Genomic DNA, 12,879 nt, shown 5'->3' on the forward strand with positions numbered 1-12,879 from the left:
GGTTTATCCACACGAAATGTCCCTTAAGCCGATGGTCGGTGTAGATGCGGACTGCTCCGGCTGCTTTGAGTTGGGTGTGTTGGCGTTCGGGGTTTTGGTCGGTAGTGCTGACGCGGGCGTAGCCGATGATTTGGCCGGCAATGCCCGTGGAGTGTTCGGTTGGGTATACCTCAAAAGGCTGCCACTCGCCCCAATTCGATATCCACTCCCCTCTACGAATGTACGGATGCGTAACGGTGCTCCATGTACAAGTGGAACTAATGCTTACGAAAATGAATTAGGTCACAAAAGCGTGACCAGTGTTTATGTAGATGATGTTTATGCAGATGAATGATCATTGTTAGCAAATAGTTATTGACTACATTTTTCATTAGCCGTAGGTTTGAGGTAAGCCGGTGACGAGCCGGGCATCTTGGAAATCTGGAAAAGAGGTCATCATGTTAAAAAAGGGGCTGACGTGCGTGAGCGCCACGGCATTGTTTGCACTGAGTTCGACATTTTCAGTGCAGGCTTCCGCAGATGAGGTAAACAAATACGTTCCCGTAGAGGGGAGCGATGTGTCAGTGATTGGAGCTAACACCGATTCCAGTGGTGGCGAAACAGAGGCGCAACTGAAGGCGGGGGATAGCTTTCGCATTGAGGGGCCAGCCGGAACCAAAGTAAACCTGCTGGGCGATTCCAACTTCCTTGAAGTAGTAAAACCTGGCGGTGAAGTGGGGCTCTACGCAGTCGCACCAGCTGGCCTTGAATTTGAGGTCGAAGACACTGTGGTGACGGTCGTTGATCTTCCCTCCAACCAAGTTGCGGAGCGTGCAGCCGCCGAAAGTAATGATGAACCAATCAGGGCTGCTTTTGGACTGTCCCTAATCGACCGTGTGGACATTGTAAAACAGCCCGAAGGTACGCGATACAAGGTCTTTCCTACGGTCTTGGGAAGGGCAATGCGGTCACCAATCCCTGAAACTGCAGGTTGGAATGAAGCAAAATCCAAGGGGGTTGCGGATACTGGAAGCCTCCACAACCAGTTTGTGTGTCACCCGCTATCTCAAGTCGCCCGAGTTAAGCCTAGTTGGAACTTGGAGGATTGGCGCCCTGATGTTGGACTTCCTAGAACAATAGCCGAACGATGTAATCCGGGTGAGGGAGACGATTAACCACACAAACCCGCGCTAAAACAGCAAACATGTATTGAGGAGGATGGCATTGACGCGTAAACAGAAAAGCGCAGCCTACTGGTCGAGCGTTACTGTCGTTGTAGTGCTGTTCATCGCAACGCTTGTAATCAATTATCTAGCAGGACTAAGTGCTGATGAATCATACTTTGGAGCACATTGGTGGCATCGTCTGGCGTGGGTTACGCCACTGTTGTTCTTGGCTTCTTTGATTTGGGCCTGGTTCGAGCACAGGAAGGTGCATCGGTATCCGCATTGACCCATATTTAGTAGCGTCTGGAGAAAGATTGCTGCGGTCATGTTCTGTCCCGTTTGTGATTGCGTTTAGCTTATGGCGATGAATTTACGGTGCCCACCAACATAAGGTGGGCACCGTTTGTCTTAGTGTTCGCCTGGCCACTCGCGGAGATTGATCCGGTTGAGTGCGACGTTTTCTTTGCGATATTCGTCACCATAGATGCCTTGGCAGTGCCCTGGATAGAATCTCATGGAGAAGATCCTGACACAGTAGAGTCCGTTTGCCTGCTTGCCGATTCGGAGACATTCTTCTTCACTACCGTTGATTGGCGACACTGCTTCTGGCATGTCTTCGTCCCAGTTGGGAATGCAGTTCTCAGCGGTGCAGCCAGCGGCTTCAAGTATACTGTCGGAAATCTCGGTTTCGGTCGCTTCTCGCGTCCACGCAATCGCGTTCATGATCGTCCCCTTTGGGGGCGAGGCTAGTAGCGCTCCTGACCGCGCTCGCGGATCTTCTCATAGAAGTCCGGCTTGGCGGAGCCATAGCGCGAGCGGGAGCGGCGCGAAGGCTGCGTTCCGGCCGCAGGCGTCGAAGGCTGGACAGAAGACGCCGTGGCTTCGGGGCGCTCGCCCGCAGGCTCCGCTTGCTCGGAGCTATCGACGTCCGCGGCCGCATCGGGGGAACCGGCGCCGGTGGCGGCCGCAGTGGCCTCAGCAATCAGAGCATCCTCATCGCGGGCGCGGCGGCGCTCCCGGATCTCGGACCACACGAAATACGCAAAGCCCAATGGTGCCATCACGCCGAAGGCAATCCACTGGTAGCCATAGGACAAGTGGTTGCCGCGGTCTAACTTTGGAACCGGCAGCGCATGCAGCTCACCTGGCTGCTCGGGGGAGAGTTGGAGGTAGTCGTGGGCGAGGGGGACGTCGACAAGCTCTGCAATCTGCTCCGTATTGATGGAGTAGACCTGCGTGTAGCCCTGTTCCTCAATGGGCGCGGAGGTGTGCTTGCGCTCGTCGTAGCGCGCCATGCCCACGATGGTGACCTCGCCCTCCGGAGCCGGATCGATGTGGGGGACGGAATTGCCCTCATCCGTGGGCATCCAGCCGCGGTTGACCAGGAAGGTCTCACCAGACTCGGTTTCAAAGGGGACCAGCGACTGGAATCCCGGGGCGGATTCCACCGGGCGCAGGCGCAGGAGCACCTCATCCTCCGGGAGGTAGTGGCCGGTTAGCTCCGCGCGTTCCCACTCCTTGTGCAGGGAGCCATCATCAGAAAAGACTTCGGTGACCGGCTGGGGCTCGGCGTCGTAGGCCTCCTCAATGAGGTGGTTGCGCTCCACAATCTGGGCGTCCTTATTCAGCTGCCACGGAGCGAGCACCGTGAAAGACAAATAGGAAAACGCGACGATGAAGATGAGAAAGAGCACCCACCCAGGCTTGAGGAATGTCTTAAGCATGATGACCAGTCTAGTAGCCGTGCAGAACTATCTAGCCGTGGTTCTCTTTAATCCAGTCGAGCAGGCCCGGAACGGAAGCATCGATTTCGGCGCGAGTGCGGGCGAAGTCCTCCTCCGTGCCGTAGAAAGGATCCTCCACGCTGGCATCCTCCGGTGAGTTCGGATCGAAGCTGCGAATGAGGCGCACCTTGTCCTCCGGGATGCCGCGCTCGATGAGGGCATCGCGGTGGCCGGTGTCCATGGCCACGAAGAGGTCCGCGTCCATGTGGTCCGGACCCAGCTGGGCGGCCTGGTGGCCGGCGCCATCGTGGCCGCCGCGACGCAGCTCAGTCACGGCGCGCTCATCCGCGCCCTGGCCCACGTGCCAGCCGCCGAGGCCGCAGGAGTCCACGCGGGCGAGGAGATCGAGCATGTCGGTCTCCATGGCATCACGGGTAATGATTTCCGCCATTGGTGAGCGGCAAATATTGCCCGTGCACACGAAGACGATGTGGAGCTGGTTGTCGTTCTCCGGAGGCGTCATGCAAAGGCTCCTTAAGCTAGAGGGGTGCGCTGACGAACGAAAGCTAGGATATAGCAGCGACGCGACTGACGTGAAACCTGAAGCCGTATAAGGAGCAAACGAGATGGCAGAACACACGACCGTCGGCGAGATTCGCCGCGTTATCCACGGGGCCTACCCGCCGCAGCTCGCTGAGTCGTGGGATGCAGTCGGCCTGGTGTGCGGTGACCCCGCGGACGAGGTGCGCACCGTGGCCTTCGCGTTGGACTGCACCCAGGAGGTGGCAGATAAGGCCGTGGAGCTCGGCGCGCAGATGCTCGTGGTGCATCACCCGCTGCTGCTTCGCGGGGTGACCTCGGTGGCGGCGGATACCCCGAAGGGCAAGGTCATTCACACTCTTATCCGCAACGGTGTGGCCCTCCTGGCAGCGCACACCAACGCGGATAAGGCGCGCCCGGGTGTCAACGACAAGCTGGCCGAACTCGTCGGCATCACGCCCGGCCGCCCCATCGTCCCTGTCGAGCCCTACGAGAACCTCGACGAGGCGCTGGGCCTGGGGCGCGTGGGCGAGCTTGAGCAACCCATGACGCTGCGGGAATTCACCCAGCGCGTGGCCGATGCCCTCCCAGAAACCGAATGGGGAGTGCGCGCGGCCGGTGATCCGGAGCGCGTGGTGAAGCGCGTGGCCGTCTCCAGTGGCTCGGGTGACTCCTTCCTGGACCAGGCAGCAGCGCTCGGCGTGGACGTCTACGTCACCTCCGATCTGCGCCACCACCCGGTAGATGAACATCTGCGCGCTGCGCACCTGGCCCATCCTGAAGGTCCAGCCGTGGTCGATACCGCTCACTGGGCCAGCGAGTTTCCCTGGACCACCCAGGCGCGCGATATTGTGGAGAACGCATTGCGCGTGAACACCGAGATCATCGATGTCCGCACCGACCCATGGACGATTTCTGCGCATAAGGAGAACTAAATGAAACTGTCACAGGATCTGCAGAGCATCTTGCTGGAGCTGGCGACCCTCGAGCGCTCCCAGGCGCACGGTGGAACCCCCACCATCCCGGAGCAAGAGGAATACGAGAAGGCACAGGCCGCACACGCCCGGCTTCTCGACGCCTCCGGCTCCGCCCAGCTCGCCGTCGACGATATGGAGATGGAGATCCTGCGCATCCAGGCCGACGAGCGCAAGCTGCGCCAGCGCGAGCGCGACGATAAGGCCCAGCTCGGTGCCGCGACCGACCCGGAGACTCGCAAGGATCTGGAGCACGATCTCTATGCGGCTAAGTCCCGCATCGCGGATCTCATGAGCGAGCTGCAGGAAGCCCACAACGAAATTCACGCACTGCGCGCCAACCTGGATGTCCACGGCGCGAAGGTCTCCGATTCCGAGCGCAAGCTCGAAGTGCTCAAGCGCGCGGCCGAAGCCGCCCAGGAGGCCGCGGCGAACCGACCGGATCCGCAGGTTCGCATCGGCGAGCTGCGCGAGCAGCTGCCCGCGGACATCGTGGCGGAGTACGAGACCGTGCGCGAAGAAAACGGTGTGGGTGCGGCGGCCTTCACCGGGCGCGGTTGCGGCGGCTGCTTCATCGTGCTGCCGCCGGCCGAGCAGAACGCGGTGCGCAACGCGGCGGCCGACGAGGTCCCGCAGTGCAGCGACTGCGGCTCCTACCTGGTACGCCCGGCCTCATGAAGCTAGTCATCTTCGCTGACGGCGGCTCCCGCGGCAACCCCGGGATAGCCGGTTCGGGCACGGCAGTCTACAACGAGGACCGCTCGCAGCTGCTCAGGGAAATCGCCTACGTCGTGGGGCAGAAGTCCACTAATAACGTGGCCGAATACCACGGCCTGCTGCGCGGCCTCGAGGCCGCGGTGGAGCTGGGCGCGGACGAGGTGGAGTTCTATATGGACTCCAAGCTCGTGGTGGAGCAGATGAACGGGCGCTGGAAGATCAAGCACCCGGACATGCAGAAGCTCGCCATCGAGGCGCGCCGCCTTCTCAACCAGATTCCGCGCTTCAGCCTCGAGTGGGTCCCGCGCGCCAAGAACTCGGTGGCCGATGAGCTCTCCAACGTGGCCATGGATGCCGCCGCGAAGGGCGAGCCCGTGGGCATCCTCGATATGGGTGCCGGCGACGCCGCTGAAGCCGACGCTGCTGTCGATGCGGCGGGCGGTGTAGAACCCGGCGGGGAGGCGGGGGAGGCGTCGCCAAGCGCGGCGTCATCGACCGCGGCCGACTGGCGCCCTGAGTGTGGCCCGGCCACCCGCTTCATCCTGCTGCGCCACGGTCAGACAGCGATGTCTGCAGCCAAGCAGTACTCCGGGCGGGCGAACCCCGAGCTCACCGAGCTAGGCAAGAAGCAAGCGCTCGCCGCCGCGCAAGCGCTGATGGATACCCACATCGATGCCGTGGTGTGCTCGCCACTGCGCCGCTGCCAGCAAACGGCCGCGGCCGTGGTGGAGGGCCGGGACCTGCGGGTGGAGACCGTCGAGGCCCTCATCGAAGTGGACTTCGGGCGCTGGGAAGGCAAGACCTTTGCCGAGGCCGACGCCGCCGACCCCGAGCTCCACGCGCGCTGGCTGAAGGATACGTCCGTGGCCTGCCCGGGCGGGGAGTCCCTGCGCGCGGTGCACCGCCGCGTCAGCGCCGCGCGCCGCGAGCTGCAGCAGCGCTATGCGGGGCACACCGTGCTCGTGGTCTCCCACGTCAACCCCATCAAGTCCTTCGTGCGGCAGGCCCTCGATTCCGGCCCGCAGACCCCTAACCACCTCTTCTTAGAGCTGGCTTCTGTGAGTGAGGTTGAATTCTTCGATGGCGGTAGCACCCTGCACCGATTTAACGATGTGGGGCATCTGGGCGCGCTGCGATAAACTAACAGGCGCGAATGAGCCGACCGGGTAAACGCGTTCCGTCGAACCGGCCTCTTCCTGGGGCTAGGCGCGGGCCGAGGAAAGTCCGGACTCCACAGAGCACGGTGGTTGCTAACAGCAACCCGGGGTGACCCGCGGGAAAGTGCAACAGAAAGTAGACCGCCGCGCCCTACGCTTCGCTCCGGCGCGGCGTGGGGTAAGCGGTAAGGGTGAAAGGGTGCGGTAAGAGCGCACCAGCACCGTCAGCGATGGCGGTGGCTGGGTAAACCCCACTGGGAGCAAGGCATCACGGCCCGCTGCAAAGCGGGCCCGATCAGGCGTTAGTAGGCTGCTCGTCGAAGCCTGAAGGTAGCTGCTTGAGCCAACTGGCAACGGTTGGCCTGGATGGATGTTTACCACCGCGCCTTGGTGCGCGGCACAGAATCCGGCTTATAGGTTGGCTCATTCGTGCCCATACTTTTATTTTTTGGAACAATGGGGCGGCATGAAGCTGTATGCCGCGCCCCTGGACTTTCGCCCCATCGCCGAGGAATTCTCGGTTCCCACCGACTTCCCAGGAGAAGTCACCGAGCAGGCCGCGTCAGCGCAGGACCGCTACGCTGAGCAGCGCCGCGATGCCCGCGACATCCCGCTGGTGACTATTGATCCGGCCGGATCCATGGATCTGGACCAGGCAGTCTTCATCGAAGCCCGCGATGGCGGCTACCGCGTGCTGTACGCCATTGCCGATGTCGCCGCTTTCATCGAACCGGGCTCCGGGCTGGAGACCGAATCCCTGAAGCGCGGCCAGACCATCTACCTACCCGATGAGCCGGCGCGGTTACACCCGGCGGAGCTCTCAGAGGATAGGGCCTCGCTGCTTGCCGACGTCGACCGCCCCGCCGTCCTCTGGACCTTCGACCTCGACACTGCGGGTGAGGTGGAGGACTTCTCGGTGGAGCGCGCACTCGTGCGCAGCCGCGCCCGGCTGGACTACGACCAGGCCCATGCGGACCTGGAGAATGGCACTTTGCATTCTTCTATCGCCCTGCTGCCGGAGGTGGGCAAGCTGCGCCAGGCTTCCTCGCTGCGCCGCGAGGCGATCAACCTGCGCCTTCCCTCGCAGCGCGTATCCGAGACGAAAGATGCGGAGAAGGGGCACTACGAGCTGGTGATGGAGCCGCGCTATGAGGTGATGGACTATAACTCCGAAATCTCGCTGCTTACCGGCATGTGTGCCGGGCGCCTCATGGAAGAACACGGAGTGGGGTTCCTGCGCACGCTCTCTGCGGCCACCCCGGAGGCCGAGGCAACTTTTCGCTCGGAAGCGGAGGCCCTGGGCTTTGAGTTGGGGGAGAGCAGCATCTCGGAATTTCTCCATTCCGTGGACGCGGATTCACCGCGTGGCATGGCGGTGATGCGCGAGGCCCAGCGTCTTTTGCGAGGGGCAGACTATGTGTGGCTGGAGGACGGTGAAGCGGATGTGCATGCGGGGATCGGCGGATACTATGCACACGTGACCGCCCCGCTGCGCCGCCTCATCGACCGCTTTGCCACGGAGGTGTGCTTGGCGCTGAGCGGTGGCTATGAGGTGCCGGAGTGGGTACGCGAGCGCGCCGGGGATGTCATTTCCACGATGCGTTCGACCTCGCAGCTGGCTTCCCAAGTGGATAAGGCGTGTCTCAACCTTACGGAGGCTACGGTCTTGGCACCGTGGGTCGGCACCAATTTTGAAGCCGTGGTTGTCGACGGCGGAGAAAAGCGCGAGAAAGCGCGTCTCGTCGTGCTGGATCCGCCGGTGATTGGAGTGGCCGTGGGGCAACCGCCCACCGGCAGCGAGACTACCGTCTCGCTGGTTAAGGCCGATGTTGCCGAGCGCGATGTGCTCTTTGCGTGGCCGGCGGATTAATCCTCGGTAATGGCGGGGGCTCCGGCCGATAGGGGGACGACAAGCAGGCCGTCCTCGGCGAGGTCGGCCGCGAAGTTCGGGGCCTTGGTGCTTGGGACATAAGCAATAACCGCGGTCGAAGTCCCGGCGTGGGCGGAGCGCGCGGCGACGGCGCCACGAGCGGTGGCCAGTTGTGCGAGTTTTTCCGCAGAGTTGAAGCCATAGACCGTGGCCAAGGCCGACTGCGATTGGGTCAGCAGCGGGAAGAGCTCGGTGCCGCGGCGTGAGCGCAAGGCGCGGGCAATTCTTTCGGCTCGCTCGGTTTCTTCCGAGTAGAAAGTCAGCCATGCTGTGGCTTGGTCGATGGTGGGCTGGTTTTCGGGGCCGTGCACCTTGTGGACGGCGGCGAGCCACTCGAGGACACGCTGGGGCGCATCCGGCAGGAGGCGCAGCGATGCAGTGCCGAAGGCGCGGCAGGCGGCGTCAATGAAACGCTCGCGGGCGCGGATTTCGGCAACAGCCTCAGCGGAATCGAAGTCACCGGGGACGGCGAGGGCAAAAGCTGCAATGTCCTTGTTGACCACGTGCGGTGCCTGGGTGACGGAACCGTCGGCGTAGTCGATGATGGTAATGGAGTCACCCGCGCCACGCAGTGCGGCGGAGTGGCGGGCGCGCAGCGCAGGGAAGCGGGCGAAGGTGCCGACAGCTTGGGAGCATACCTCTGCGATCCGGGCGCGAAGAGGAGCGTCGTGCAGATCGTCCGCGCCGCCGAGCAAGGCCAAAGCGGTCGCGATATCAATGGCTGCGGCGGCTCCGAGCCCAGCCGAATCTGGGATATCGTTGACCACTGTGATGTCGGCGCCGGCGGTCTCGCGGGTGAGGAGCTGGCGGTTGATCATGGTGTAGATGATGCCGCCGAGGCGCGCTGCGATGGCGCCCTCGGGCGCTGGGGGCTCGATGGGCTGGCCTTCGGAATCGACGCCGGGCTGCTGTTCCGCGGCGAGGGAGGAGACTTTCTCTAGCGAAATCTGGTCCTCAAGGGTCTCGCCGTTGGTGTGCTCGAGGCGAACGTTGACGATGCCATCGCTGCGAGGGCTTACAGCTACCGCTGCGCGGAGATCAGCCAGGCCCATGATGGTGATGCCGCCGTAGTGGTCGATGTGCTCGCCGATGAGTGCCCAGGTGGCTGGGGCGCTGGCGACATGCGCCGGCTCTGCGCCGATGTTGTCGCTGTGCGCGGCGCGAACGCGGTCGACGGCCGGGGTCGAAGGGGCAGTCCACAGGGGCATCGGGAAGGTTCTCCTTTGCTGGTGGCGAGATCCTGCCCGTAAACGGGGCAGGAGGTAGGTGACCTATCTATTCTAACGGGCGTAGTCGATGGGCGGTCTGTAGTGTGGGGTGCACTGATCTAGCGCCTAAAAGAATGGAGAAAACAATGGCCGAGGCTGATAACAAGTGGTTCTACGACCCGTCCACCGGTGAGGTGACCCAGGGCAAGGTGTCTGGTTGGGAGAACCGCATGGGCCCCTATGATTCCCGCGAGGAAGCCGAGCGCGCCATCGAAATCGCGCAAGCCCGCACTGCTGCGGCTGATGCCGAGGACGCCGCTGAGGACGATTACTAAAGTCCTGCAGGACTCCTGCAGGACGCCCCATTGAGCGGCGGTAACTCAAAGCCAACGGCCCACCCCCTCGCGAGAAACGCGACGGAGTGGGCCGTTGAAATGTTTGTTCCACCTGCCGGGCGTTGCAGCGCGCCCAGCGGGGAGGAATTAGCGCAGCTTCTTGCGCAGCGGCTTGAACGCAGACTTGATGGCCTTGAAGCTCTCCGAGTAGGCGTTGAGCGCTTCCAAACCGATGGCGCGCTCACGCTGGTAGAGCAGACCATAGCCAAAGGTGTCCTCGCCTCGGCGTCGTGCGGTCTCTGCCAGTTCGAGCAGCTTGTCGCGAGAGGTCACCGAATCCTGGAAGTCTCCCAAGCCTGACTGCATCTGCTTGCAGGCCTTGTAGAGGCTCTTCGTCTTCAACGAGGTTGCGGAACCAGCTGCCTCCGCCGCATAGCGCAGTTTCTTTGCTGCCTTGCGCATATCGTGGAAGTACTCTTCACGTTCATGTAGCGTCAGCTCGGTATTATCCCAGTTGGAGACTGCCTTCTTGTGGCGCTTGACCAGCTTGTCATAAGCCTGCTTGAGGTGCAGGGCCATCACCGTATCAAGATCGTGGGGCTCTTCGTCCTCATCTGGCTTGGCGTGCTTCGGCTCGTAGACCTTTGCTGACTCTTGTTCTTCCTCTTTTTCTTCAGTGGGGGCAGCAGACGCCGAATCGTCGACCGCAGAGTCTTCCGCCTCGCCGCTGGCAGAGGTGCTGTCGGCGTCAGCGGGCGTGTCTTCACCAGCAACCGGCGGGTCGGAGAGGAAGGCATCCAATGCATCGAGCAGAGCCAAGTATTGATCGGAATCGAGCGCCGCGATGACTCGACGGTGTGCTCGGCGGTATGCGCGGCCCATGTCGTGTGCAATGTGTTCGCGGGTGGCTTCATCGAGGACGTCGGAATCCTCGGACGCGAGGAGGTTCTGCCAACGTTCCTCCACGACCTCGGCGTCACGGGCGACGCCCAACATGGCCGCAAGTTCCTTCAGATCTGACTCAATGCGCTCGATTTCGGGGCCCACCACAATGCCGTGGAAGGTCTGCAAGTGGCTGCGCAGTTCACGGGTAGCAACGCGCATCTGGTGAACCGAATCCCACTCATCGCGGCGAACCCGTGGATCATATTCGACGAGCTTGTCGCGGTTGGCTTTCAATGCGTCCACAACCGCTGCCGCGGGCGAGCCCGGCTCCACGTTGGACGTGGCAAGTGACGGGGGAAGCTCGACATTGTTGACGGATTCACCCAATGCCGACTTCAACTTGGACGGCGAGGAAGAAACCCGAGCCCCAGAGCTAATGAGTAGGGAAGTGGCGTGCCGCAGTAGAGCGCTGCCTTCCTTGGATCCAGGGAGCTCCCCAGCGAGCTCGACTTCCCACTCACGCCAGGTGCTCTGGGAGCCACCCGGAAGAAAGGAGAAGGCGGTGACATGGTCATCACAGAACTCAGCGACCGGCTGGTCATCGGCGTTGACAAGGAGCAATTCGGTGCGGTTGTTGTCGACCTGCGCAATGGGCTCCAGCGGATGATTGCGGATCACTGAGCGAACCTGGTGGAGAAGCTCGGCCGGAACCTCGTACTTGCCATCAATTGGTTCGCCGAGTTCGGCACGAATTTCGGTGCGGCCTTCGGCACCGGGGATCTTGATGTGCCAACCGTCATCATTTCCACCGGTGCGGCGGCGCAGCGTGATCTTGGCGTGGGTAAGGCGAAGGTCCTCCGTGTCGTAATAGATTGCCGACAACGATTGGTGGCGGGTTTCTGCTACTCGGGCAACCTCGTCGAGGTTGGTGAGATCGGGCGCCGGCGTGGCTTCATCCACGGCGAACTTGGCTTCGATTTCAAGGAACGTCTTCGGAGACATGTACACACCTTCGTCGGGGAGCGAAAATTTAAAGAGGAGGCACAAAACCTCTACACTTCCAACTAGTTTACCTAGTCATTAGAGCACTTGTGCCAGCCTTTGAGCTCGCCCTAACGAGTGAGTTGGGCACGTCCTGCCAGCCCTGAGGAATCACCACTTAAATGAGACCTTTCCGCAGCGGATGCCCCGGCGGACACACCTGCTCGGCTCCCCATAGCTAAAGATATGGTGCGGGCGTTGGGAAAGAGCTGATCTACTACCGCTTCTGCGCTACGCCGGCGATCTTCCACCGTTGATAAAGATTGTTGGGCAAGGACTACTGCATCATGCCCAACCCCCGGATTGCGTGTTGTGGAAGCCGTCGCGTCTGTACTTTGTGGCCCCAGCGTGGTGTTTGCCTCATCTAAGAGCTGACCGATTCGGGTGGCATAAGACAAAATGAAGCTTCGGCGGAAAGCTGCAACATTGCCGATCTGGCGTGCGCTTTTCGCGTGTTCTCCGTGGTGCATGTGCCACTCACACTGCCGAAGAAGTGAAGCGAAGAGGTCGGCGACATGGTGGACGTCCTCTTTAGCGCCGAAGACTGTGATGATCCCTTTGGGGTGAAGTTGCAGCACAGTGCATCCATTGCGATCCGCGATGACGCTAAGAAGTGTGGTCTTGTGCTTGATATAGGGGGCGCTGATATGAAGGCGCGTGGAAACTACGGAGCTGGGCGAAGCGTCGAGAGCACCATCGATCCGGTGTCGTTGCCGCAGGCTTTGTGCCTTGGCAATGAGCGCACTGGCTTCTTCCTCGTAGGGAGTGGATTCGGCCTTCCGCAGAAGGTGGGAGATTTTGGTGCGGATTTTATCCTCCTTGCTGCCATGCGCTGACTGGGAGCTATTTCTCTCAGGCACGAGCACGTCAACGTCACGAAGTAAGGGAAGCAACATGGTTGCTTCGATGAGTCGCGTCAGTTCATCGGTGGACATGGTCATCGAAGCAGGCGGAGTGAGGCTCAACCACTCTTTGCGCAACGCAGTGGAACTAATCTGTGCGGGCACCTGGCCGGCGGCACGATAAATGAGTGGGTGGCAAAAGTCGCCCACGACGTGAAGAAGATCCTTAGGAGACCATCCTCGCTGGGCCGCCTGGATAATGAGGTCGAGTCCTCGCTCGCTCAGTGTTGCGTGGTTGGTGTTCATGGAAATCACATTCCTATCTTTGTTCGTACATCAGTTTGGATATGGGGCCATTCAAGCATGTGACAGCGACAAGGG

Annotated in this window: 13 protein-coding genes and 1 other RNA gene; 7 read left to right on the plus strand and 7 right to left on the minus strand. The window is 61.4% G+C overall.

The features are described 5' to 3' along the window. A partial coding sequence (locus tag HMPREF2565_RS14380; protein WP_371440995.1) for a recombinase family protein occupies positions 1-274 on the minus strand: 274 nt, incomplete at its 3' end. A gap of 187 nt (positions 275-461) precedes the next feature. Here HMPREF2565_RS14380 and HMPREF2565_RS00525 point away from each other — a divergent pair. Next, complete coding sequence (locus HMPREF2565_RS00525; protein WP_158013216.1) at positions 462-1,154, plus strand: DUF2599 domain-containing protein; 693 nt, start codon at positions 462-464, stop codon at positions 1,152-1,154. 399 nt (positions 1,155-1,553) lie between these two features. Here the strand turns inward: HMPREF2565_RS00525 and HMPREF2565_RS00530 are convergent, their stop codons facing one another. Genes HMPREF2565_RS00530 through HMPREF2565_RS00540 form a run of 3 tightly spaced genes read right to left on the minus strand, consistent with a single transcriptional unit; the run spans position 1,554 to position 3,392 of the window. Continuing rightward, positions 1,554-1,868, minus strand: coding sequence for a hypothetical protein (locus HMPREF2565_RS00530; protein WP_070517366.1), 315 nt, complete (start codon positions 1,866-1,868; stop codon positions 1,554-1,556). A gap of 23 nt (positions 1,869-1,891) precedes the next feature. Continuing rightward, positions 1,892-2,869 carry an SURF1 family cytochrome oxidase biogenesis protein gene (locus tag HMPREF2565_RS00535; protein ID WP_071406714.1) on the minus strand — a complete coding sequence of 326 codons (978 nt, stop codon included), beginning with the start codon at positions 2,867-2,869 and terminating at the stop codon, positions 1,892-1,894. A 31-nt stretch (positions 2,870-2,900) separates the two neighbouring features. Next, the gene (locus HMPREF2565_RS00540; RefSeq protein WP_071406715.1) at positions 2,901-3,392 is read right to left on the minus strand and encodes a low molecular weight protein-tyrosine-phosphatase; all 492 of its coding nucleotides are present in this window, start codon (positions 3,390-3,392) and stop codon (positions 2,901-2,903) included. A 103-nt stretch (positions 3,393-3,495) separates the two neighbouring features. On the opposite strand from HMPREF2565_RS00540, the gene HMPREF2565_RS00545 reads away from it, so the two are divergent. The 5 genes from HMPREF2565_RS00545 to HMPREF2565_RS00565 all read left to right on the plus strand — a co-directional run bounded on the left by HMPREF2565_RS00545 (position 3,496) and on the right by HMPREF2565_RS00565 (position 8,127). Beyond that, positions 3,496-4,344 (plus strand): Nif3-like dinuclear metal center hexameric protein, encoded by an 849-nt coding sequence (locus HMPREF2565_RS00545; protein ID WP_049156857.1) that lies wholly within the window; start codon positions 3,496-3,498, stop codon positions 4,342-4,344. Next, positions 4,345-5,061 carry a zinc ribbon domain-containing protein gene (locus HMPREF2565_RS00550; RefSeq protein WP_049156859.1) on the plus strand — a complete coding sequence of 239 codons (717 nt, stop codon included), beginning with the start codon at positions 4,345-4,347 and terminating at the stop codon, positions 5,059-5,061. After that, positions 5,058-6,239, plus strand: a complete 1,182-nt coding sequence (locus HMPREF2565_RS00555) for a bifunctional RNase H/acid phosphatase (RefSeq protein WP_071406716.1) — start codon at positions 5,058-5,060, stop codon at positions 6,237-6,239. The genes HMPREF2565_RS00550 and HMPREF2565_RS00555 overlap by 4 nt, the downstream gene beginning before the upstream one ends. A 15-nt stretch (positions 6,240-6,254) precedes the next feature. Beyond that, an RNA gene (gene rnpB / locus HMPREF2565_RS00560) (RNase P RNA component class A) lies at positions 6,255-6,687 on the plus strand. Between the two features lie 36 nt (positions 6,688-6,723). Continuing rightward, positions 6,724-8,127: an RNB domain-containing ribonuclease gene (locus HMPREF2565_RS00565; RefSeq protein WP_071406717.1), complete on the plus strand. Its 1,404-nt coding sequence runs from the start codon at positions 6,724-6,726 to the stop codon at positions 8,125-8,127. Here HMPREF2565_RS00565 and HMPREF2565_RS00570 read toward each other — a convergent pair. Further along, complete coding sequence (locus tag HMPREF2565_RS00570) at positions 8,124-9,395, minus strand: galactokinase family protein (protein WP_070753963.1); 1,272 nt, start codon at positions 9,393-9,395, stop codon at positions 8,124-8,126. The two genes, HMPREF2565_RS00565 and HMPREF2565_RS00570, sit on opposite strands and share 4 nt — an antisense overlap. Before the next feature lie 146 nt (positions 9,396-9,541). Between HMPREF2565_RS00570 and HMPREF2565_RS00575 the strand changes: the two genes are divergently transcribed. Then, positions 9,542-9,730: a hypothetical protein gene (locus HMPREF2565_RS00575; protein WP_046647736.1), complete on the plus strand. Its 189-nt coding sequence runs from the start codon at positions 9,542-9,544 to the stop codon at positions 9,728-9,730. A 147-nt stretch (positions 9,731-9,877) separates the two neighbouring features. Here HMPREF2565_RS00575 and HMPREF2565_RS00580 read toward each other — a convergent pair whose 3' ends face one another. After that, a complete protein-coding gene (locus tag HMPREF2565_RS00580; RefSeq protein ID WP_070545502.1) occupies positions 9,878-11,617 on the minus strand; it encodes a CYTH and CHAD domain-containing protein in 1,740 nt (579 codons plus the stop codon). Between the two features lie 110 nt (positions 11,618-11,727). Beyond that, a complete protein-coding gene (locus HMPREF2565_RS13250; protein ID WP_084738696.1) occupies positions 11,728-12,804 on the minus strand; it encodes a DUF2786 domain-containing protein in 1,077 nt (358 codons plus the stop codon). Positions 12,805-12,879: the final 75 nt, after the last annotated feature.

The sequence above is a fragment of the Corynebacterium sp. HMSC072A04 genome, from assembly GCF_001809235.1.
Classification (GTDB): Bacteria; Actinomycetota; Actinomycetes; order Mycobacteriales; family Mycobacteriaceae; genus Corynebacterium; species Corynebacterium hiratae.

Coding starts and splice junctions, on each gene's coding strand:
- HMPREF2565_RS00540 (WP_071406715.1), bottom strand. CDS start 3,392: ATGACGCCTCCGGAGAACGACAACCAGCTCCACATCGTCTTCGTGTGC.
- HMPREF2565_RS00575 (WP_046647736.1), top strand. CDS start 9,542: ATGGCCGAGGCTGATAACAAGTGGTTCTACGACCCGTCCACCGGTGAG.
- HMPREF2565_RS13250 (WP_084738696.1), bottom strand. CDS start 12,804: ATGAACACCAACCACGCAACACTGAGCGAGCGAGGACTCGACCTCATT.
- HMPREF2565_RS00555 (WP_071406716.1), top strand. CDS start 5,058: ATGAAGCTAGTCATCTTCGCTGACGGCGGCTCCCGCGGCAACCCCGGG.
- HMPREF2565_RS00565 (WP_071406717.1), top strand. CDS start 6,724: ATGAAGCTGTATGCCGCGCCCCTGGACTTTCGCCCCATCGCCGAGGAA.
- HMPREF2565_RS00530 (WP_070517366.1), bottom strand. CDS start 1,868: ATGAACGCGATTGCGTGGACGCGAGAAGCGACCGAAACCGAGATTTCC.
- HMPREF2565_RS00550 (WP_049156859.1), top strand. CDS start 4,345: ATGAAACTGTCACAGGATCTGCAGAGCATCTTGCTGGAGCTGGCGACC.
- HMPREF2565_RS00570 (WP_070753963.1), bottom strand. CDS start 9,395: ATGCCCCTGTGGACTGCCCCTTCGACCCCGGCCGTCGACCGCGTTCGC.
- HMPREF2565_RS00580 (WP_070545502.1), bottom strand. CDS start 11,617: ATGTCTCCGAAGACGTTCCTTGAAATCGAAGCCAAGTTCGCCGTGGAT.
- HMPREF2565_RS00545 (WP_049156857.1), top strand. CDS start 3,496: ATGGCAGAACACACGACCGTCGGCGAGATTCGCCGCGTTATCCACGGG.
- HMPREF2565_RS00535 (WP_071406714.1), bottom strand. CDS start 2,869: ATGCTTAAGACATTCCTCAAGCCTGGGTGGGTGCTCTTTCTCATCTTC.